The organism is Ruegeria sp. CDSC025 (genome assembly GCF_059610805.1).
This window is the reverse complement of sequence record NZ_JBXWOJ010000020.1, coordinates 22,442-44,093: the sequence shown is the minus strand read 5'-3', so window position 1 is coordinate 44,093 and position 21,652 is coordinate 22,442. Positions and strand designations below refer to the sequence as shown.

Annotated in this window: 21 protein-coding genes; 12 read left to right on the top strand and 9 right to left on the bottom strand. The window is 58.1% G+C overall.

The features are described 5' to 3' along the window. Positions 1–28 precede the first annotated feature (28 nt). From AC2FH8_RS19450 to AC2FH8_RS19410, 9 genes are all read left to right on the top strand, one after another. Complete coding sequence (locus AC2FH8_RS19450) at positions 29–847, top strand: ABC transporter ATP-binding protein (protein ID WP_496690517.1); 819 nt, start codon at positions 29–31, stop codon at positions 845–847. Positions 848–924: 77 nt separating this feature from the next. Further along, on the top strand, positions 925–1,911 hold the full coding sequence (locus tag AC2FH8_RS19445; RefSeq protein WP_142637525.1) for a branched-chain amino acid ABC transporter permease: 987 nt from the start codon (positions 925–927) through the stop codon (positions 1,909–1,911). Positions 1,912–1,913: 2 nt separating this feature from the next. Further along, the gene (locus AC2FH8_RS19440) at positions 1,914–2,171 is read left to right on the top strand and encodes a hypothetical protein (protein WP_271950685.1); all 258 of its coding nucleotides are present in this window, start codon (positions 1,914–1,916) and stop codon (positions 2,169–2,171) included. Between the two features lie 3 nt (positions 2,172–2,174). Next, positions 2,175–3,251 carry a branched-chain amino acid ABC transporter permease gene (locus tag AC2FH8_RS19435; protein WP_142637529.1) on the top strand — a complete coding sequence of 359 codons (1,077 nt, stop codon included), beginning with the start codon at positions 2,175–2,177 and terminating at the stop codon, positions 3,249–3,251. Between the two features lie 73 nt (positions 3,252–3,324). Beyond that, positions 3,325–4,608 (top strand): ABC transporter substrate-binding protein, encoded by a 1,284-nt coding sequence (locus AC2FH8_RS19430; protein ID WP_142637531.1) that lies wholly within the window; start codon positions 3,325–3,327, stop codon positions 4,606–4,608. 108 nt (positions 4,609–4,716) lie between these two features. Further along, positions 4,717–5,550 (top strand): ABC transporter ATP-binding protein, encoded by an 834-nt coding sequence (locus AC2FH8_RS19425; protein ID WP_496690516.1) that lies wholly within the window; start codon positions 4,717–4,719, stop codon positions 5,548–5,550. A gap of 19 nt (positions 5,551–5,569) precedes the next feature. After that, positions 5,570–6,790, top strand: coding sequence for a phenylacetate--CoA ligase family protein (locus AC2FH8_RS19420; protein WP_496690515.1), 1,221 nt, complete (start codon positions 5,570–5,572; stop codon positions 6,788–6,790). A gap of 119 nt (positions 6,791–6,909) precedes the next feature. Beyond that, positions 6,910–8,577 carry an ABC transporter permease gene (locus AC2FH8_RS19415; RefSeq protein ID WP_281996107.1) on the top strand — a complete coding sequence of 556 codons (1,668 nt, stop codon included), beginning with the start codon at positions 6,910–6,912 and terminating at the stop codon, positions 8,575–8,577. 71 nt (positions 8,578–8,648) lie between these two features. Further along, complete coding sequence (locus AC2FH8_RS19410) at positions 8,649–8,999, top strand: DUF2794 domain-containing protein (RefSeq protein ID WP_271950694.1); 351 nt, start codon at positions 8,649–8,651, stop codon at positions 8,997–8,999. Here the strand turns inward: AC2FH8_RS19410 and AC2FH8_RS19405 are convergent. The 3 genes from AC2FH8_RS19405 to AC2FH8_RS19395 form a co-directional block, all read right to left on the bottom strand. Further along, positions 8,996–9,733 carry a C40 family peptidase gene (locus AC2FH8_RS19405; protein ID WP_281996106.1) on the bottom strand — a complete coding sequence of 246 codons (738 nt, stop codon included), beginning with the start codon at positions 9,731–9,733 and terminating at the stop codon, positions 8,996–8,998. The genes AC2FH8_RS19410 and AC2FH8_RS19405 overlap by 4 nt on opposite strands. Further along, a complete protein-coding gene (locus AC2FH8_RS19400) occupies positions 9,730–11,112 on the bottom strand; it encodes a leucyl aminopeptidase family protein (protein ID WP_496690514.1) in 1,383 nt (460 codons plus the stop codon). Before AC2FH8_RS19400 ends, AC2FH8_RS19405 begins: the two co-directional genes overlap by 4 nt. Positions 11,113–11,175: 63 nt before the next feature. Next, positions 11,176–11,565: a hypothetical protein gene (locus tag AC2FH8_RS19395; protein ID WP_496690522.1), complete on the bottom strand. Its 390-nt coding sequence runs from the start codon at positions 11,563–11,565 to the stop codon at positions 11,176–11,178. A 144-nt stretch (positions 11,566–11,709) separates the two neighbouring features. Between AC2FH8_RS19395 and AC2FH8_RS19390 the strand changes: the two genes are divergently transcribed. Both AC2FH8_RS19390 and AC2FH8_RS19385 read left to right on the top strand, forming a co-directional pair. Beyond that, positions 11,710–12,360 (top strand): carbonic anhydrase, encoded by a 651-nt coding sequence (locus tag AC2FH8_RS19390; protein ID WP_142637545.1) that lies wholly within the window; start codon positions 11,710–11,712, stop codon positions 12,358–12,360. Between the two features lie 104 nt (positions 12,361–12,464). After that, the gene (locus AC2FH8_RS19385) at positions 12,465–13,001 is read left to right on the top strand and encodes an SRPBCC family protein (protein WP_496690513.1); all 537 of its coding nucleotides are present in this window, start codon (positions 12,465–12,467) and stop codon (positions 12,999–13,001) included. A gap of 92 nt (positions 13,002–13,093) precedes the next feature. Here the strand turns inward: AC2FH8_RS19385 and AC2FH8_RS19380 are convergent, their stop codons facing one another. The 4 genes from AC2FH8_RS19380 to AC2FH8_RS19365 form a co-directional block, all read right to left on the bottom strand. Further along, a complete protein-coding gene (locus AC2FH8_RS19380) occupies positions 13,094–14,431 on the bottom strand; it encodes a metal-dependent hydrolase family protein (RefSeq protein ID WP_496690512.1) in 1,338 nt (445 codons plus the stop codon). Between the two features lie 183 nt (positions 14,432–14,614). Next, on the bottom strand, positions 14,615–15,637 hold the full coding sequence (locus AC2FH8_RS19375) for an aspartate-semialdehyde dehydrogenase (RefSeq protein WP_496690511.1): 1,023 nt from the start codon (positions 15,635–15,637) through the stop codon (positions 14,615–14,617). A 111-nt stretch (positions 15,638–15,748) separates the two neighbouring features. Next, on the bottom strand, positions 15,749–16,783 hold the full coding sequence (locus AC2FH8_RS19370) for a glycosyltransferase family 4 protein (protein ID WP_496690510.1): 1,035 nt from the start codon (positions 16,781–16,783) through the stop codon (positions 15,749–15,751). 23 nt (positions 16,784–16,806) lie between these two features. After that, on the bottom strand, positions 16,807–17,979 hold the full coding sequence (locus AC2FH8_RS19365; RefSeq protein WP_496690509.1) for an MFS transporter: 1,173 nt from the start codon (positions 17,977–17,979) through the stop codon (positions 16,807–16,809). 141 nt (positions 17,980–18,120) lie between these two features. On the opposite strand from AC2FH8_RS19365, the gene AC2FH8_RS19360 reads away from it, so the two are divergent. Further along, the gene (locus AC2FH8_RS19360) at positions 18,121–19,263 is read left to right on the top strand and encodes a DUF3095 domain-containing protein (protein ID WP_496690508.1); all 1,143 of its coding nucleotides are present in this window, start codon (positions 18,121–18,123) and stop codon (positions 19,261–19,263) included. Here the strand turns inward: AC2FH8_RS19360 and AC2FH8_RS19355 are convergent. Together AC2FH8_RS19355 and AC2FH8_RS19350 are read right to left on the bottom strand one after the other, a co-directional pair. Next, on the bottom strand, positions 19,260–20,027 hold the full coding sequence (locus AC2FH8_RS19355; protein WP_281973863.1) for an HpcH/HpaI aldolase family protein: 768 nt from the start codon (positions 20,025–20,027) through the stop codon (positions 19,260–19,262). The genes AC2FH8_RS19360 and AC2FH8_RS19355 overlap by 4 nt on opposite strands. 9 nt (positions 20,028–20,036) lie before the next feature. Further along, positions 20,037–21,449 (bottom strand): pyridoxal phosphate-dependent decarboxylase family protein, encoded by a 1,413-nt coding sequence (locus AC2FH8_RS19350; protein WP_496690507.1) that lies wholly within the window; start codon positions 21,447–21,449, stop codon positions 20,037–20,039. Between the last annotated feature and the right edge of the window lie 203 nt (positions 21,450–21,652).

Here is a 21,652-nt window from a genome sequence, read left to right as displayed (position 1 = left end):
GTGTATTGCGTAAGTCAAGGAGGGGCTGATGTTGGATAGTTCCGAAGGATATGTCACCGAAGACGGCCGCAAGATCGGCGGCGTCGTGATGGAGATGAAGAACATCACTCTGCGCTTTGGCGGTGTGGTGGCGATCAAGGATATCTCGTTCGACATCCGTGAGGGTGAGATTCGCGCCATTATCGGTCCGAACGGGGCGGGTAAGTCCTCGATGCTGAACGTAATCTCGGGGTTCTATATCCCACAAGAGGGCGAGGTCTGGTTTCACGGGGCCAAGCGCCCTCCAATGCGGCCCTATGAGGTTGCGCGGCAGGGGATTGCGCGAACATTCCAGAACATCGCCCTGTTCGAAGGGATGAGCGTTTTAGACAACGTCATGACCGGGCGCCTGAACTATATGAAGACAAATATCCTGCAGCAGGCTTGGTGGAAGGGTAAGGCCGAGGCCGAAGAGACCGAAAACCGAGAGGCAGTCGAACGGATCATCGACTTTCTCGAAATCCAGCATATCCGCAAGACGCCCGTTTCACGCCTGCCCTACGGCTTGAAAAAGCGGGTCGAACTGGCCCGGGCGCTGGCCGCTGAACCCAAGCTGTTGCTGCTGGATGAGCCGATGGCCGGGATGAATGTTGAAGAGAAAGAAGACATGAGCCGCTTTATCCTCGACGTGAATGATGAATTCGGCACCACCATCGCCCTGATCGAACATGACATGGGCGTGGTGATGGATCTGAGCGATCGGGTGGTCGTGATGGATTACGGCAAGAAGATCGGCGACGGCACGCCTGATGAGGTGCGCAACAATCAGGAAGTCATCGATGCCTATCTGGGGGTGAGCCATGACTGATCTACGGAACGGGCTGAGAAAATTCGACGAATTTTCCGGGATGACGCGCCAGATGAAATCTGTTCGGAGGACATAGGATGCCTGAACAACTCGTATTTGCGATGGAAGTCATCCTCAACGGTCTTATGGCCGGGGTGCTCTATGCGCTGGTCGCGCTGGGCTTTGTGCTGATCTACAAGGCGTCAGGGATTTTCAATTATGCGCAAGGGGTTATGGCCCTGTTTGCCGCGATGACTCTGGTCGGGATCATGAACGGGCAGGTGCCGTTTGCACATCTGATCAATGCGACTTTCGGGACGCATATCCATTACTTTGGCTGGAGTGTCCCTGCGCTGCTGGCGATTATTCTGACTATGGCGGTGATGGTTCTGCTGGCTTGGGCGGTGCAGCGGTTCGTGATGCGCCATCTGGTTGGCCAAGAGCCGATCATCCTGTTCATGGCCACCATCGGGCTGGCCTATTTCCTTGAGGGCGTGGCCGACCTGATGTGGGGGTCCGAGATCAAGACGCTGGATGTAGGCCTGCCGCAGGGCATCAACCTCTGGCTCGATGAGGCGACCTTTAACGTCTTCGGCTATGGGTTCTTCATCGACAATCTGGACATTGTGGCAACGGTAATTGCGGCGCTGCTGGTGGCGGCGCTGGTTGTGTTCAGCCAATATACCAAGCAGGGCCGGGCGATGCGCGCTGTGGCGGATGACCATCAGGCGGCGCTGTCGGTGGGGATTTCGCTGAATTTCATCTGGATCATGGTCTGGTCTGTGGCCGGGTTTGTAGCGCTGGTCGCGGGCATCATGTGGGGCACCAAGTCTGGTGTGCAGTTCTCACTGTCGCTGATCGCGCTCAAAGCGTTGCCGGTGCTGATGCTGGGCGGGTTTACCTCGATCCCCGGAGCCATCGTCGGAGGGTTGATCATCGGTGTGGGTGAGAAACTGTTCGAGTTCGCCATTGGCCCGATGGTTGGCGGTGCGACCGAGAACTGGTTTGCCTACGTGCTTGCGCTGATCTTCCTTGTGTTCCGGCCGCAGGGCCTGTTCGGCGAGAAGATCATCGAAAGGGTGTAGTCATGACCAAGCTCATCGCCATTCTCAACGTGATCGCATGGGCCGGGTTCTGGGCGTTTGGGTATATCGCCCTGACCTCGGACGATCTGACCGACAGCCAACTGACGATCGCCGCGATCCTGGCTTTTGCCGGGTTGGTCACGGGTGTCATGGCCTACATGAAACTTGTGCGCGCCTCAGAGGCGAGCGGATATGCCAAAGGCTCCAGCCAACTGAACACTGCTGCCCGCGACCGGGCGCAGGAAGAATGGGGAAAGTAAGACATGTTTTATCGCGAGGCCGGAGATTTCAAAACCTCTTACGTGGAAGACAGCCAGACCTTTCCGATCAAATTTGACCGGTATCGGTACTATGTGGTGCTGGCAGTGGCATTTGGGATCATTCCATTCATCATCAATGACTACTGGGCGAACGCGCTGCTGCTTCCGTTTCTGATCTATGCGATCGCCGCCATCGGTTTGAATGTATTGGTTGGCTATTGCGGGCAGGTGTCGCTGGGTACCGGTGGGTTCATGGCTGTGGGGGCCTATGCCTGCTACAAGCTGATGACGGCCTTTCCCGAAGTCAGCATGTTCATCCATGTCATCCTTGCGGGCGGGATCACCGCCATTGTCGGTGTTCTGTTCGGATTGCCTTCGCTTCGGATCAAAGGGTTCTATTTGGCCGTGGCCACGCTTGCGGCGCAGTTCTTTCTGGTGTGGCTGTTCAACCGTGTGCCGTGGTTCTACAACTACTCGGCATCTGGGCAGATCAACGCGCCCGAGCGGGATGTGTTCGGCATCATCATCACAGGCCCGAATGCTCCGGCCTGGGCAACCTATCTGTTCTGCCTGATCTTCCTGACCTTCTGCGCCATCATTGCACGGAACCTGACTCGGGGAACGACTGGCAGGACATGGATGGCAATCCGCGACATGGATATCGCGGCCGAGATCATCGGGGTAAACCCGCTCAAGGCAAAACTGACCGCCTTTGCTGTCAGCTCATTTTTTGTGGGTATCGCGGGGGCGCTATTCTTTGCGGTCTATCTGGGCGCGGTTGAGGTTGGCGAAGTCTTTGGCATCCAGAAATCGTTCCTGGTCCTATTCATGGTCATTATCGGCGGATTAGGGTCTATCTTCGGCTCCTTCGCCGGGGCAGCATTCTTGGTATTGCTGCCGGTTGTTTTGAAGGTGGTCGGTGTCGATCTACTGGGCTGGCCCACTGATATCGTTGCGCATCTCAATCTGGTGATCGTCGGCGCACTCATCATCATGTTCTTGATTCTGGAACCGCATGGACTGGCGCAGCTTTGGCGTGTGGCGAAAGAGAAACTCAGACTCTGGCCGTTTCCGCACTGACGGGCAGGCCCAAAGACAAGACGGGTGCAAAGCCCGAATTCAACATCGGACCAATCAAGGGAGGAGACACCCGATGAAGACGAAACTGGCAACCCTGGCGCTGGGCGCCATGATGGCCGCAGGTCCGGCCATGGCCGACCTTGTGTTCCCGTCGCTCAGCTATCGGACGGGACCATATGCGGCAGGCGGTATCCCGTTTGCTGACGGCTATGCCGATTATTTCACACTGCTCAACGAGCGTGATGGCGGCATCGGAGGTGTTTCAGCCAATGTGATCGAATGCGAAACCGGCTATAACACCGAAAAAGGCGTGGAATGCTATGAATCCACAAAGGGCGAAGGCGCCTTGGTATATCAGCCATTGTCGACCGGCATTACATACCAGCTGATCCCAAAAGTGACCGCAGATGGCATTCCGCTGCACACGATGGGCTATGGCCGGACCTCTGCTGCGAACGGCAAGGTATTCAGCCACGTGTTCAACTATCCGGCCAACTACTGGAACGGAGCGTCGGGCGCGATCAACTATCTGCTGAGCGAAAACGATGGTGACCTGAACGGTAAGAAAATCGCACTGGTCTATCACAACTCGGCCTATGGCAAGGAACCGATCCGCACGCTGGAGACCCTGGCTGAAAAGCACGGGTACGACCTGACGCTGCTGCCTGTTGACCACCCCGGTCAGGAACAGAAATCGCAGTGGCTGCAAATTCGCCGCGAAAAGCCTGATTATGTAATCATGTGGGGCTGGGGCGTGATGAACCAGGTCGCGGTGCAGGAAGCTGCGAACATCCGCTTCCCGATGGAAAACTTCATCGGTGTCTGGTGGTCTGGCGCTGAATTTGACGTGCAGCCCGCGGGCGACAAGGCAAACGGCTATAAGGCACTGACCTTTACCGGGCTGGGCATGGACTATCCGGTCTATGAAGATCTGCAGAAATACGTGGTGGATGCAGGCAAAGCGGCGGGTGCGGGCGATCAGCTTGGCTCGGTTCAGTATAACCGCGGTCTCTATGCCGCCATGCTGGCCGCTGAAGCTGTGAAGACTGCACAGGGAATCCACAATACCGCTGATATCGATGCATCCATGATGCGCGATGGTATGGAGGCGCTGGAAATGACCAACGCCAAGATGGAAGCGCTGGGCATGACCGGTTTCGGGCCTGAATTCTCGGTCTCGTGCGAAAATCACGGCGGACCCGGCCTTGTCGGCGTTGTGCAGTGGGATGCTGCGGCCGGAACCTGGAACCCGGTTCAGGACTTCCAGCCGACCGATGCAGATGTGATCAACACGTTGATCGAAGAAGATTCTGCAGCCTATGCAGCGGAAAACAACATCACACCTGGGTGTGAATAAGTGGCTGGCCCCGGTCTTGATCCGGGGCCGCGAAACTGACCAGAGCGGCGGGTAGCCGCCGCTCTATCCCAACGGTCCCTCTCGGGACAGGCATGAGGACACGCGCTGATGCTGGATGCGGCACAAACCACTGACGTGCAGGAGGAAACCCTGCTTGAGGTCAACAATATCGAGGTGATCTACAATCATGTGATCCTTGTGCTGAAAGGCGTCAGCCTAACGGTGCCCAAAGGGGGCATTACGGCCCTGCTGGGCGGCAACGGGGCAGGCAAGACCACCACACTCAAGGCTGTGTCGAACCTGCTGCATTCGGAACGGGGCGAAGTCACCAAGGGATCAATCAAGTATCGCGGGACCAGCGTGCATGAAAGTGAGCCTGCCGATCTGGTGCAAAAAGGCGTCATCCAGGTGATGGAGGGTCGCCATTGTTTCGAACATTTGACGGTCGAGGAAAACCTGCTGACCGGCGCCTATACCCGCAAAGATGGTAAGGCCGCGATCCAACAGGATCTGGACCTTGTTTACACCTATTTCCCACGTCTGAAGGAACGCCGCCGCAGCCAGGCGGGTTACACGTCGGGCGGAGAGCAACAGATGGTTGCGATGGGTCGGGCGCTGATGTCGCGGCCCGAGACGATCCTGCTGGATGAGCCGTCCATGGGACTGGCCCCGCAGCTTGTCGAAGAGATTTTCAGCATCGTCCAAGATCTGAACGAAAAAGAGGGTGTCTCGTTTCTGCTGGCCGAGCAGAACACCAATGTGGCGCTCAGGTTCGCACATTACGGCTATATTCTTGAATCCGGCCGCGTGGTGATGGATGGTCCAGCTGCCGAGCTGCGCGAAAACCCCGATGTTAAGGAATTCTATCTGGGCATGTCGGATGACGGCCGCAAAAGCTTCCGCGATGTGCGCTCATACCGCCGCCGCAAGAGGTGGCTGTAGGCGGATGGAGGATTTGGCGATGACGAAATTCTACGATGCGCTAGAAACCCGCTCGGCCGACCAGCGCGCCTCTGAACAGTCTGAGGCGTTGCAGGTACAGATCGCGCGCGCGAACTCGGCTCCGGGGTTTGCAGCGCATATGGCGGATGTTGATACGGCAGCTGTAAAGTCGCTGGACGACCTTGTGAAGCTGCCAGTTCTGCGCAAGTCCGATATGGCTAAGGCGCAGGCGTCGCGCCCGCCCTTTGGCGGGTTTACCGTCAAACCGGCCCGGCATTTCCATCATGTTTTCCAGTCGCCCGGCCCGATCTATGAGCCCGGCAGCACCGATCACGACTGGTGGCGGATGGGGCGGTTCCTGCACGCAGCAGGTGTCGGGCCCGGAGACATCGTTCAGAACTGCTTTGGCTATCACCTGACCCCGGCGGGCATGATCTTTGAAAGTGGCGCGCGGGCGGTGGGGGCTGCTGTGCTGCCTGCCGGCACCGGCCAAACCGAACTGCAGGTAACCGCCGCGCGCGATGTCGGCTGCACTGCTTATGCGGGCACACCGGATTACCTCAAGGTCATTTTGGACAAGGCCGATGAGATGGGCGTGGCACTGGATTTCGTGACTGCCGTTGTTGGCGGCGGTGCTTTGTTCCCGTCTTTGCGTCAGGAGTACGCCAATCGCGGTATCGCCTGTCTGCAATGCTATGCCACCGCCGATCTGGGCAGCATCGCTTATGAAAGCCCGGCGATGGACGGGATGATCATTGATGAGCATGTCATCGTCGAGATCGTCACCCCCGGAACCGGAAACCCGGTCGCGCCGGGTGAAGTGGGTGAGGTTGTCGTGACCTCACTGAACCCCGATTATCCGCTGATCCGGTTTGCCACCGGTGACCTGTCGGCGGTTCAACCTGGTCAGTCACCTTGCGGTCGTACCAACATGCGCATCAAGGGCTGGATGGGACGCGCGGATCAGACAACCAAGATCAAGGGTATGTTCGTGCGCCCTGAACAGGTCGCGGCGCTGGTCGACAAGCATGATGAAATCGTCAAGGCGCGCGTCATTGCCGCCCGCCAGGGTGAGATGGACACGATGACGGTTCAGATCGAAAGCGCCGGCGGAAATGACTTGGTTTATGCGAAATCCGTCGTCGAGGTGCTGAAGCTGAAAGGCGCGATCGAAGTCGTGGCGCCGGGATCGCTGCCGAAAGATGGTTTGGTGATCGAGGATCAGCGCGTCTACGAATGAAGGCTGTGCAACTCTGCGGCAGTATGTGTCGCAGATTTGTTTCGCTGCCCACTGGTGTTTCCGAGCGTTTTGGTCGATTAAAGACGGACTCTGCGCCTTAGCCAGTTAAAGCCGGGATCATGGCCGATATCGAAATCTCTGAGCACGGACGGCGCAACCGCGGCGCTGTAGGTACACGCCTCGTCGGCGTAGTGGCCTGCCTTGTGGCGGCAGCCTGTCTGTTGCCGATGCTTGCGGTTGTTCTGGCCGCTACGACGGGCGGCACGGATACGGTTTCGCATCTCCTGGAAACTGTTCTGCCCGGCTATGCTATGACGACGCTGATACTGGTCGTGCTGGTGGCCACGGGCACGTTTTCCATCGGCGTGGGCGCAGCTTGGCTCGTGACGATGACGCGGTTCCCTGGCGTGCGCATTCTGGAAATTGCGTTGGTGCTGCCGCTGGCCTTTCCGGCCTATGTGCTGGCCTATGCCTATACATTCATTCTTGATCACCCGGGCATTGTCCAGACCACCCTGCGTCAGGTAACGGGCTGGGGCCCGCGCGACTATTGGTTCCCCGAGATTCGGTCGACCGAGGGTGCGGCGGTGATGTTGATCTTGGTCTTGTATCCTTACGTCTACCTGTTGGCCCGGGCCGCTTTTCTGCAGCAGAGTGCAACGGCCTTTCTGGCAGCGCGCGCGTTGGGCAAAAGTCCGTGGCTGGCCTTTTGGCACGTGTCGCTGCCAATGGCGCGTCCCGCGATTGCGGGTGGCGTGCTGCTTGCCATCATGGAAACCATCGCCGATTTCGGCACCGTGGCCTATTTCGGGGTGCAGACATTTGCCACGGGTATCTATACCAGTTGGTTTTCGATCGGTGATCGGGTGGGTGCGGCGCAGCTGGCGCTCTGCCTTCTGGGCTTTGCGCTGGTCATGGCCGTGGCAGAACGGATGCAGCGCGGGAAGGCCAAATACTATCAGGCAGGCAAAAGCCACGCCTCGCTACCATCCGCCCGGCTGAAGGGCTGGCAAGCGGGCGCGGCTTTTGCCCTGTGTGCCATACCGGTGCTGTTCGGATTTCTGTTGCCGGTGTTCATTCTGGTTCAGATGGGGATGGAGTCCGAACAGAACCTTCTGTCACGGCGCTATCTCGGGTTCATTCAGAATTCGCTGACGCTGGCCGGTGTGGCGGCGTTTGTTACGGTCTTTGCGGCCATCAGCGTTGGGTTCTTCCAGCGATTGCGGCCGGGGAGGGTGTCCTCTGGTGCCGGGTACATGGCGCGGCTGGGCTATGCGGTTCCAGGCGGTGTGATCGCCGTCGGGCTGATGGTGCCTTTTGCCAGTTTCGATAACGCACTGGATGCATGGATGCGGCAGAATTTCGACCTGTCGACCGGGTTGCTTGTTACCGGTTCGATCTGGCTGTTGGTAGCCGCTTATATGGTGCGGTTTCTGGCCGCCGCGCTCAGCGCATATGAGGGAGGGCAGAGCACGGTGCATGCCAATATGGATGCGGCCTCGCGGTCTTTGGGGCAGACGCCGCTAGGGACGTTGCGCCGGGTGCATTTGCCGATTCTGACACCCTCCTTGCTGACAGCTTTGTTGATCGTCTTTGTGGACGTGATGAAAGAGCTTCCCGCGACCCTGATCATGCGGCCTTTCAATTTCGATACGCTGGCGGTGCAGGCCTATAGGCTGGCATCAGACGAGCGGTTAGAGGGCGCTGCTGTGCCCTCGCTGGTCATATTGGCAGTGGGGTTGCTGCCGGTGATCCTGATCTGTCGGCAAGTCGGGCGACAGCGTTAGACTTGACCAAAAAACCACACCTATTTGCGGATGGGCTTGATTCGAACGCGTTTTCCGGCAAGGCTTGAACCATGAACATGCAGCCTCCCAGCCGGTATTCTGCAAACTCGACCCAGATGCCCGTCGCGTTCGATCGGCACGAGATGTCCCAAATCCTTTCTGTCTATGGCCGGATGGTCGCCGCCGGAGAATGGCGCGACTACGGGATTTCGAACCTGTGTGATATGGCGGTGTTTTCCATTTTCAGGCGCACAGCAGAACATCCGATCTATCGGGTTGAAAAGGACCCGCGTCTGCGGGCACGACAAGGGATGTATTCGGTGGTCGGTATGGATGGTCGCATCCTGAAACGCGGTCATGATCTGCGCACGGTTCTGCGGGTATTGGAACGCAAGCTGATACGGTCGGTCGACTTGGATTAGAGCCTTTTATGGGCGGTCACGGGCCCATCGCCCTGTTCCAGAATGCGCGTGATTGCAACATCCATCGGCTCAAAGGTCACGTCCATGTGGAACGCATTTGCGTGCAGCAGCATATTGTCGCCGTAGACCCAGGCCACATGCCCTTTCCAGAACAGCAGATCACCGCGCTGAGCGGGTGTGCCAGGGGTCAGCGCCTGACCCAGATCACGCTCCTGGTCGCCACTATCACCGGGGCAGGGCAGCCCACAAGCCAGCATTCCGGCCTGAACCAGACCTGAACAATCAAGTCCGAACCGGCTGTTGCCGCCCCAAAGATAGGGCGTTCCCAGAAACAGCTCGGCCACGGCGACCGGATCGGTCAGGGTGACGTTGATCTGTTTGGCGTGTATGGCCGGGATAAAGCCTAGTTCCGTCTCAAGAAATCCATTCTGTTCGGACAGGGCCTGAACCTTGCTGCCAAAGCTTAACGAGGTTCGGTCCCGGGATTTCATCGCGGGCTGCTCATAAGCATGGGTTGAGGGCGCGGTGATCCAATGGGTGGCAGGCAATTCGGGAGCCAGACAGTCTGACCGGACCCAGCCCGCATAGCCGTCCTTGTCCGAGGTGATCCGGCTCCAGCCCTTGTTCTCTTCATGCGTGCAAACACCATCCCCATACAAAAGCTGGCGATCTCGCGGCCCGTCCGGGGCGCGCAACAGGTCGATGACCGGTTGTATGATGCGGTGCCGGGTCAAAGGCCCAAAATTTCAGGCAGCGCAGTCAGCAGGGCGCGGGGCCCCTGACCGAATCCGCCCTTGCCGCGTCCGGGTTCTTTGCTGCGTTGCCAAGAGAAGATGTCGAAATGCATATAGGGACTGTCACCAACAAATCTGCGCAAGAACAAGGCGGCAGTAATCGAGCCTGCAAAACCACCCGCTGGTGCGTTATCCAGGTCGGCAATGCCGGGTTCAATCAGACCCTCATAGGGGTTATGGAATGGCATACGCCAAACAGGATCGGCTGCTCTGCCTGCAGCGCGGGTCAAGGCATCAGCCGCGGCATCGTTGTCGGTATAGAACGGCGCCAGATCGGCGCCCACTGCCACACGTGCCGCCCCGGTCAGCGTCGCCATCGAGATCACCAGATCCGGTTCGCCCTCATCCGCCAGCGCCAATGCATCGGCCAGAACCAAGCGCCCTTCGGCATCGGTATTGTTGATCTCAACGGTCAGCCCCTTGCGCGAGGTCAGGATGTCGCCGGGCCGGAAGGCGTTGCCCGCAACGGAATTCTCTACTGCCGGGATCAGCACGCGCAGCTGCACGGGCAGCTCTAGGGCCATGATCATCCGGGCCAGCCCCAATACATTTGCGGCCCCGCCCATATCTTTCTTCATCAGCCCCATCGAGGCGCCGGGTTTCAGGTTTAGCCCTCCAGTGTCAAAGCAGACGCCCTTACCGACAAGGGTCAGCTTTGGGCCAGTCACGCCCCAGTTCATCTCGATCAGACGGGGCGCTTGTGCGGCGGCGCGGCCAACCGTGTGGATCATGGGGAAGTTCTGCTCTAGCAGGGCGTCGCCCAGAACAACCTCGAAAGAGGCGCCGAATTCCTGTGCCAGGGCTTCGGCTGCGCTATGAAGCTGTTCCGGCCCCATATCAGAGGCCGGTGTATTGACCAGATCGCGGGTCAAGGCCTCGGCCCCGGCCAGAATTTCAAGCCGGGCTGCGTCGATACCATCGGGTGCAACCAATCGGGCCTTGGCCGGGGATTGGCTGGCATAGCGGTCAAAGGCATAGCCGGTCAGCAACCACCCCAGGCATTCGGTTTCGAGATCCGTTTGGTCTATGCCCGATGCGATGTGATATGTGCCTTCGGGCAGGGCCTCGGCGGCGGCGGCCAGCGGAAACCGCTTGCGGGCCCGGCCTGTGGTTGTGCCATACCCCGCCAAAGCAGACTGTACCGCACCGTCAGCGCCCGGAATCAGCAAAACCTGACCCAGTGCACCGGTAAATCCACTGATCTTGGCCCAGGTCGTCACGGCTTCGGGCTGGCCCTCCAGCCAGTCGTCCAGATCTGGCTGCGCAATGACGTGAAGGGGAACAGATGGATCCGATGGTGATGCGAAGGACAGGGTCATGAAAATCTCGACTGTTGCGGCTTATGCCCAACCTAGCCGTCCATGGACCGTCCGCAAGCCCTGTCAGACCGAAAGATCTTGCTGATCCCAGATCACAGTCAGCGATTTCTCACCCACTCTGATCAACCGCGACAGGGTGGCCCCGGCGGCGACCGAGTCGCCCGCGTCCACATTCTGCGCCACATCATTCGCCACACAGGCCAGCGCCATCATTCCGATCTGTTCGGCAATGGCCACAATGGATCGCGCACATTTGCGCAGCCCGGCCCAGTCACGCTGTCTCCAGAACCGCTCGCAATTCGACAGGCGCACCGCCAATTCCTCGACCGTGCGACACAGCACGTCCAACGCGTTTTTCTCACCCAGTTGTCGATACAGCCCATTCAGACGATCCGAATCCAGCCGCACTGTTTCTTTGTGTTCAAGCGTGACGATCTTTTCCACCACATTCACCCCAATCCTATACGCCCCCACGGCATAGCCCGAATGTGGTGCGCAATTCCTTTGCAAAACCTTGCCATGGGGCAGGATAATGGCTCGAATTTTCTTCGAATTCAGGTTACAGCAGTCCACCGAGACATGAACAGGGACACAAGAATGGAATTCGCCAAACCTTTGCCAAACTATCTGGTCAATCGGTATCATGGCTGGAAAGCCACCACATATTCGGAAAACCAGGTCTGGTATCGCCGCCTGGCCACCGAAGGACAGCGTCCGCGGGCCATGGTGATTTCCTGTTGCGACAGCCGGGTTCATGTCACCTCGATTTTTGGGGCGGATCAGGGTGAGTTCTTTATTCACCGCAACATTGCAAACCTGGTTCCGCCTTATGCGCCCGACGGTGATCATCACGGCACCAGTGCTGCCATCGAATACGCGGTGACCGCGCTGAAAGTGGCGCATCTGATCGTGCTGGGCCATTCCCAATGCGGTGGTGTGCAGGGCTGTATCGACATGTGCAAGGGCCAGGCACCACTACTGGAAGCCAAAGAAAGCTTTGTTGGTCGCTGGATGGATATCCTCAAACCAAAATATGATCTGGTTGCCGATATCGAAGACAGCACCGACCAAGCACGCCAGTTCGAACGGCAGGCGGTTGTTGCTTCGCTCGAAAACCTGATGACCTTCCCCTTCATCTCCGCGGCGGTAGAGAGCGGCTCGCTCAGCCTGCACGGTTTGTGGACAGATATCGGTGAAGGTGGCCTTCAGTGTTATGATCCCGGCGAAAAGAAATTCGTGGTCGTCTGACCTGGCGGATTTTCGACGATTTCAGGCAGCGCGGATCAGACTACTGATTCCGCGCTGTTTTTTTGATAAGTTTGGGATGTCATTTTAGGGATTCGGAGCATTCCATGCGATTGATCAAACGTGTTCTTGTCACTTTGCTAGTCTTGATTCTGGTTCTGGTAGGGGTGTCCTTTATATTGCCAGGCAAAGCAGAAGTTTCGCGTAGCATCACGATTGATGCGCCGCCCGAGGTCATCTTTCCTTATGTCAACTCCATGCAGGAGACCGAGAAATGGTCGCCATGGTTATCTCGTGATGCCGAGACGAAGCTGACCTATGGCGGGCCTGATTCTGGGGTCGGGAATGTGCTGAACTGGTCGTCGGATCACCGGCAGGTCGGCACCGGTTCGCAAGAGATCACCGAAAGCGTTGAAAACCAGATGGTCAGAACCGCCTTGGATTTTGGTCCAATGGGCACTGCCATTGCCATGTTTGAACTGCAGCCGGAGGGCAGCGGCACCAAAGTGACCTGGGGGTTTGAATCCGAATTGGGTATGAATCCCATGTCCCGCTGGATGGGGCTGATGATGGATAAATGGGTTGGCGGAGATTACCAGCGCGGGTTGGATAATCTGAAAACGCTGGTCGAGGGGCAGGGGTGATTTAGAGGACCCCGAGGTGTATTCGGATGGCGGCTTTGAGCCCCGAGCAGTCGTTACAAAGCTGGCTTTGAGCAAAGGACTTCATCTGGAACTCAGTCCAGCGTGTTCTTGTAGACTTTGCCGTCTTTCATGATCAGATCGAAATTCTCATGCGGGTCTGCGATCAGGTCGATATCTTGCAGCGGATTGCCGTCCACAAGGATTAAGTCGGCATAAGCGCCCTTTGCGATTACACCCAAATCGCCTTGTTGATAGGGGTGGCGCGGGCCTGAGAGTTTGAGCAGTTCAGCATTGGTTGAAGTCGCCATTTTCAGCACCTCGTATGGCGTGTACCAGCGCTGCAACTTGGCAAGGAACGCGCCTTGACGTTCGGCCAGTTTGGGATCGAACAGGATGTCGGTGCCGAAAGCGACTTTCACGCCAACTTCTTTCGCCGTTTTGTAGGTGAAATCTGTACCGTTGGTGACGTCGATCCATTTCTGCTGGCTAACAGGGTCGTCGAAAGAAAAGCCATCCTCGTCATCCAGAAGAGGCTGCACTGACAACCACACGTCGTTGTCGCGCATCAGTTCCATCGTTTCGCGGCTCATCAAGAAGCCATGCTCGATGGACTTAACGCCAGCGGCAACGGCTATCTCCACTGCCTCGTCCGTGAAGACATGAGATGCAACATAGGTGTTGTAGGTGTCAGCCACCTCTACGAATGCCTCGATTTCGGCCTTGGTGTATTGGCGTACATCCAGAGGGTCATAGGTAGATGACACCCCGCCGCCGGTGGAAATCTTAAGCTGGGTCGCGCCCATGCGCATGATCTCACGCGCGCGTTTGACCACTTCCGGAACACCATCAGCCTGCGCCATCAAACCAACGCTGTACCAGTACCATTGCGAATCCGCGCCGTTCGTCGGAACCGCTTGGTAGGGGCGATAGTCAAAGTGGCCGCCGGTTTGTGTCACGGGCGGGCCGGACGGCAGGATACGAGGGCCTTCGATCTCGCCTGCGTCAATCATCCGTTTTATGGCAAATGAATTGCCGCCAACGTCGCGCACCGTAGTGAAGCCGCGCATTAATGTGCCTTCGGACCCGATGGCACCCCGCACCGCGACCTCAAGAATATCGCCGGTCACAACCACGCTCTGCGGATTGCAGCAGTAAAGCGTGTGCCAGTGTACGTCGATCAGGCCAGGCATCAACGTGCGTCCACCGCCGTCGATGACGATACCATTAGCGACTGAAAGGGGTTCTAAGGAAACTTCTGTAATCAGATTGTCGGTTACAACGACATTGGCATTTGCAATCATTTCCTCATTCACACCATCAAACACGTTGACGTTTGTGAACAGTATCGGTCCCCCATCCTGGGAGAGCGCTTGCGAACTGGTTATTGCAAGAGCAATCGACGAAACTGCGGCAAGTTTGGGAAAATGCATTCGAAATTCCTCAGAAAATACTGTCGGATAAACCATCCCAGCGGAAGCAAGATTTTTCAAGCATTACCTCGCTTTTCTCCAATGGCAGTTTTGTCCGCCTTGCCGACGTTCAATAAAATAAAAAAATCCCGCTGACCATGCAGCGGGGTTTACTTAATCAATGCTAAGGGTTGTGCGTATCGCTCACCCCTTCTTCAGGACCTCACGGCCCAGCAATTCGGCGATTTGTACCGCGTTCAGCGCTGCGCCCTTGCGCAGGTTGTCACTGACGCACCACAGGTTCAGGCCGTTCTCGATGGTTGAATCTTGACGGATGCGGCTGATGAAGGTGGCGAAATCACCCGCGCATTCGATCGGCGAGACGTAGCCACCGTCCTCACGCTTGTCGATCACCATGATACCCGGAGCTTCGCGCAAGATATCGCGGGCTTCGTCTTCGTCCAAGAATTCCTCGAACTCGATATTCACGGCCTCAGAGTGGCCGACGAATACCGGTACGCGGACGCAGGTGGCTGTGACCTTGATCGACGGGTCGACGATCTTTTTGGTCTCGACAACCATCTTCCACTCTTCCTTGGTCGAGCCGTCTTCCATGAAGACGTCGATCTGCGGAATGACGTTGAAGGCGATCTGCTTCTGGAACTTGTTCGGCGGAACTTCGGTGGTGGGGTTGTAGATGGCTTTGGTCTGATCCCACAGCTCATCCATCCCTTCTTTGCCCGCGCCGGAAACCGACTGATAGGTCGACACGACGACGCGCTTGATCTTGGCGCGATCATGCAGCGGTTTCAGCGCGACAACCATCTGCGCGGTCGAGCAGTTGGGGTTGGCGATGATGTTCTTGTTCTTATAGTCGTGGATCGCCTCGGGGTTACATTCCGGCACGATCAGCGGAATTGCAGGGTCATAGCGATACAGGGACGAGTTGTCGATCACCACGCAGCCAGCCGCCGCCGCCTTGGGGGCGTAGACCTTGGTCGCCTCGGATCCCACGGCAAACAGCGCCATGTCCCAGCCGGTGAAATCAAACGTGTCCAGGTCTTTGGTCGTGAGTGTCTTGTCGCCAAAGCTTACTTCGGTTCCCAGCGACCGACGGCTTGCCAGCACGGCAAGTTCATCGATGGGGAACTGGCGTTCTGCCAGAATGTTCAGCATTTCGCGGCCCACATTACCTGTGGCGCCGACGACTACGACGCGATAGCCCATTTCATGTCTCCAAAGTTAAGGACGCGCGTTCATAGCCGCGTTGCAGCAAAGAAAAAAGAGGTTTCACGGGATATTTCCCCCAATGACACCGATTTGACGCGGTGCATCGCCTCAGGCGTCGGTTAGAAGCCGTTCATAGAGCGCCACCAAGGTCTTTGCCTCGCCGTAGATGTCGAAATTCTGTTCCACATGGACGCGGGCGGCGCTGCCGGATAGCGCCAGCGACTCGGGGTTCGACAGCATTTCAGCGGCGGCATCAGCCAGGGCGGGAATGTTCCCCGGTTCGACCACATGGCCCAGTGAGGGGTCGGTCACGATCTCTGCAAAGGCACCGACATCGGTTGCCACCACAGGCACGCCGCAGGCCATCGCCTCGAGCGGGGTCAGACCAAAGCCTTCCCAGCGTTGCGGCGCGATGAACAAGTCCAGCACCTGGTACCACTCGGCGATCTGATCCACAGTGACCTCGGGTTTGAATAGGATGCGGTCAGACAGGCCCGCCTTGGCGACCTTGTCTTTCAACTCGGCCAGAAAGCCGGTGTGTTTTTCGGTCGCGCGGCCCATGACGATGCCATGGACGTCTTCGAAACGGCCACAAAGGTCGATCATCGCATCGACGAAAGCATCGGTGCCTTTCTGGTGCCGGATACGGCCATAGCACCCAAGCAGCAGACCACTGGGCAGGCCAAGTTTGCCCCGCAGGGCGGCTTTGTCCGCGGGCGGGGTGAAATTCTGCAGGTTGATGCCATGCATGATGACCTGCGCGTCCCGCTCAAGATATCCGGCGGTTTTGCGCGAGGTGGCAACCACCGCGTCCATCTGGTCGATCAGCCATTTGGTATAGCCCGTATGCGACCGCTGCGAGGCGCTGGTGAATAGCAGTTTCAGGCGCAGACGAAAGACATTGCGCAGGAACAGGCCCAACAGCATCTCGGTATTGCGGCGCGCATGCCAGACGCGCGTGGTCTTGCGCGACAGAAAGGGCAGGCGGCCCAGCGGGATATGGGGCAGGTCGGCTGGAAGGCCCGGTCCGGTGGCGGCGATGTCGATCCATTGCACCTGCAAAGGCACCAGCCGCGCAATCGTCGCGGTCACGCCGGACAGCCTGCGTTTGAGGTTGGGTGCGATGACAACAGGGTCGGACATGGGCTCTCCCGGTGGTTCCAGCGTCAGTCAACGCTGTCGCGGCTGAATAGGTAAATCACGCATCCAATGGCAAGCGTGACTGCAAAAAAGCCGAATATCGCTGTGTAGGGCGCGGTTGGACTGATGTCCACTGTCGCGGCATGGACGCGGCCGGTGACAAATTGCGCCAGACCCACTCCGCCGATGCCGAACAGATTTAACAGGGTCATGCCACGCCCGACCAGATGCGGCGGCACGAAGGCGCGGCCATGGGCCATGATGACCGGAAAGCTGGCGCCCATGAAACCGACCACCGCCATCAGACTTACTGACACCCAGACCGCCATGTCGATCCACAGGCACAACAGCCCCAGCGCCGCCGCGCCTAAAGCATTACCGCCAAAGATTACCCATTTCCGTGTTCCCAGCAGCCGGTCCAGGGGCCCATAGGCAAAGGTGCCGGCAATCATAGCCGCCCCCATGACCAGCGTCGCGGTTCCGATCTGCGTGGTGCTGAGGGCGAAAACGTCGTTCAGATATGGACCTGCCCACAGGCCTCGTGTCGCAGCCGCCGGGGCGTAGGCCACCAGCATCAGCGGCAGGATGGCCCAAAGGGCAGGTTCTTTCAGCAGGTCCAGCACTGACCCGCGATGCTCGGTCTCAACCGGTTTGGGGTCGTGAACGCTGATCCAGATGCCCGCTGCGATAATGGCCGAAACGACGGCCAGTGTAGCCATTGTGGCGCGCCAGCCCATCAGTTCGACCGCAAGTGCTGTGGGGTAGGAGGCCACCAGATTGCCGACCGACCCAACGCCCAGCATGATGGCTGCTAGCGTGGCAAAGCGGGCGGGCGGGTATTCGCGGGCAAAGATGTAATAGGATGCCATCAGAACGGGCGAGCACCCGACTCCGATCAGCCCCATCGCGATTGCGATATGAAACGGGGTGCTGGCCACTGCAAACAACGTAGCGCCGCCCGCGCCGCCTGCCAGCAACAAAACCGCAGCCGTCAAACGCGGCCCGATCCGGTCCAGCGCCCAACCCACTGGCAGTTGCATGGCGGCAAAGACCAGAAACCAAAGCCCCGAAGCAAAGGCCAGATCTTCGGGCCTTGCCCCGATGTCACGCCCCAGATCGACGCTGAGCACGGCAAGAAAGGCACGAAAAAATTGGCTGAGCACATAGCCCAGACACAGAACCACCAGTCCGGTTTTCATGAGACGCCTCTTTCGCCCAACCCGCCAGCAAATGCTTGGCATGTCCCCGTGATATGTACAAGCGCGTGTGCTATGATGTTTTCAGCGGACATCGAGCAAATTTGGGCTATCTGAAGGTCTATTCATATTGTCGAGGAACCAATGAAAGATGCACAGGCCGCATTTTATGACAGCCTTCCGCTGTTGCGGGACTTTAACAATCTGACCGATCCTGAACGCTTTACCGCGGTGCCGACGGAATGGGTTCTTGGTGTCGCAGATGTCGCGGATTCCACCGGTCAGATAGAGCGGGGACGATACAAGGCCGTGAACATGGTTGGGGCCGCGGTGATCTCGGCCATGATCAATGCGCTTCGCGGGCAAGAATTTCCCTATGTCTTTGGGGGTGATGGTGCCGGGTTCGCCGTACCGGCAAGCGCGGCAGAGGCAGCACGTAGCGTTCTGGCCGATTTGCGGCGCTGGGCGGAAGAAGAGTTCGAGATCGCACTGCGCGGGGCCGTCGTGCCCGTCGCCGAAATCCGGCAGGCGGGCAAGGATCTTCGGGTTGCGCGTTACGCGCCATCCGAGGGGGTGGATTATGCGATGTTCTCGGGCGGTGGTCTGGCCTGGGCCGAGGCCGAGATGAAAGCAGGCCGGTTTGAGGTTCCGTACGCAGCCCCCGGTGCGCTGCCGGATTTGACCGGGCTGTCCTGCCGCTGGTCCAACAGCAAGGCGCAGAATGGTCAGATTGTCTCGGTGGTGGTGCAGCCAACTGCCCGCGCTACCGAGACCGATTTCGCCGACCTGTCACGGGCTGTTCTAGTGGCCGCTGAAGGATTGGACCGGTCCGGCCACCCGATGCCGGAAAGCGGCCCTCCGATCCGCTGGCCGCCGCCTGGATTGGCGCTGGACGCCCATGTGTCCCGTGCGGGTCGCAATCTTTTGCAGCAGAAAATCAAGCTGTTGGCGCAGAATTTGATGATCGGGCTGCTGTTCAAATCTGGCAAGCGATTGGGGAATTTTGAGCCGGAACACTATAAGCGCACGGTTAGTCGCAATGCGGATTTCCGCAAATTCGATGACGGGCTGAAAATGACGCTGGATTGTGACCCGGCCACCCTGAACCAGATTCAGACCGTTCTTGAACAGGCCCGGAAACAGGGCAGGATCCGATACGGGCTGCACGCGCAGGATGAGGCGATGATGACCTGCTTTGTCCCCTCGGCCACCCGTGACGATCACGTCCATTTCGTCGATGGTGCCTCGGGCGGGTATGCTCAGGCGGCCTCGGCGATGCGGGCTTAGGCCTTCCACCTTGCGGCCAGGGCACGCGCCGCCTGTGTCAGCAGCATCACGTCGATCCCCACCGCCTGGAACTGGGCGCCCATGTCCTTATAGGCCTGCGATGCCTCATCCGTGACACCAAGAATGCCCGGGGCTTTGCCTGCTGCAACGATGCGCTTCATCGCGTCGGCGATCACCGCCTGGACCTCGGGCGCGGCGCTGTTTCCCTGAAAACCCATGTCAGTGGACAGGTCAGACGGACCGATAAACACGCCATCCACGCCTTCTACCTGTGCAATGGCATCCAATGCGGCGATACCGGCGCGGTTTTCCACCTGTAACAGCAGACATATCTGATCGTCTGCGGTCTGAATGTAGTCCTGAACCGTTCCGTATTGCGTTGCGCGTGAGGCCATCGCGCCGACGCCCCGCACACCTTGGGGCGGATAGTGGCAGGCACGAACCAGATCGCGCGCCTGTTCGGCACTTTCCACCATCGGTACCAGGATTGTCTGAGCACCTGCGTCCAGCACCATCTTGATCAATGCGGTGTCGCCCACCGGGATTCGCACGACGGGATGTGTCGGACTGGCGGCCAGCGCGATCAGCTGATCCCGGATGGACCGGATATCATTCGGCGCGTGCTCACCGTCGATCACCAGCCAGTCGAATCCGGCAGTGCCCATGATCTCGGCTGTTACCGCCTCAGCAAAGCTGGACCAACACCCAATCAGATGGTCGCCGTTTTTCAGGGCTTGTTTGAACGTGTTGACGGGTGCGGACATGTGGAACCTCTAGTTTAGCGAGCGGGCGATTTCAGTGATCACGTCAAATGCCATTTGGACGTCTGCCTGCGTGGTTTCAAACTGACCGGCCTGAAAGCGGATCACCAAGTCGCCATCAACGCGGGTTTGAGTCAAGTAAATGCGACCATCATCATTGATCGCATTGACCAGCCGTAGGTTCAGATCGTCCAGATCGGTTGATCCAGGGGGGGCATAGCGGAATGTCCACAATGACCACATAGGGTTAGTGGTGATTTCGAAATCGGATTCCGCTTTCAGCCGGTCATGCAGAGCCACTGACCATGTTATATGATTGCGCAACCTTTCACGTAGCCCTTCCAGACCATAGGCGCGGATGACGAACCACAGTTTCAGGGCTCGGAACCTGCGGCCCAGCGGTACCGACCATTCAGAATAATTTATGATCCCGTCCTTGCCGTGGGTCTTCAGGAATTCCGGGCTGATCGCGAGTGTCCGTACCAGATCATCGGGGTCCTTCAGAAAATGGGCGCAGCAATCGAACTGAACGCCCAGCCATTTATGCGGGTTGAACACGATGCTGTCGGCATGCTCGACTCCTTCCCAGTAATGGCGGTATTCGGGGCATATCATGGCCGAGCCAGCCCAAGCTGCATCGACATGCGAATATAGCCCGTATTTTTGCGCAATCTTCAGACATTCCTCTACCGGATCGGCCGCGCCGGTTCCGGTGCCGCCGACGCAGAGGATCACGCCGGTTGGCTGATAACCAGAGTCTAAATCGGCTTGAATTGCTGCTTCCAGCGCCTGTGGGTCCATCCCGCGCCAGTCGCCTTGTATGGGCACCCGCACCAGATTTTCCTGCCCGATCCCCGCAACCCATATGGCGCGATCAACCGAGGTATGGACTTCGGCCGAGCAATATACGCGCAGCGGTTTCTGTCCGAACAACCCATGTTGGTTGCCCTGCCAATTCAGCGCCTTTTCCCGCATGGTCAGCACAGCGGCCAGGGTCGCGGACGAGGCGGAATCCTGAATGACACCTGCAAAGCCCGTGGGCAGATCCAGGGCCTGCCGCAACCAATCCATCATCCGCGTCTCCATCTCGGTCGCGGCGGGGGATGTCTGCCACAACATGCATTGCGGAGCGATGGCGCTGGTTAGAAACTCGGCCAGAACCGACGGGGCCGAGGCGTTTGCATTAAAATAGGCAAAAAAGCGAGGATGTTGCCAATGGGTAATCCCAGGCATCACGATCTGTTCGAAATCGTGAAAGATTTCCTCCATCGCCTGGGAGCGCTCGGGAGGGCGCGCGGGTAAGGCGTTAAGAATATCACCGGGTTCCGTTCTGGCCCGAACCGGATTGTCGCCGACAGTCAGATGGTAATCCTGTGCCCACTCAGCAATCTTGGCGCCCCAATCCGAGAATTCATCCCAGTTCATTTTATCTTCCAATCTTCTCTGAACACCGCTTTCGATCCTGTGCCAGTGATGAATATCCGGGTTGAAACGTCAACGCCCTTTGCAGGAATCCAGTGGTCTGAGATTTATCTGAACATGTTTCCGCAGAGAGAAATGGAATAATTTAGGCTCTAATAAGCGATAAATGCCTAGAATTCCAAACACGGAAAGGTCAGTTGAAGAAT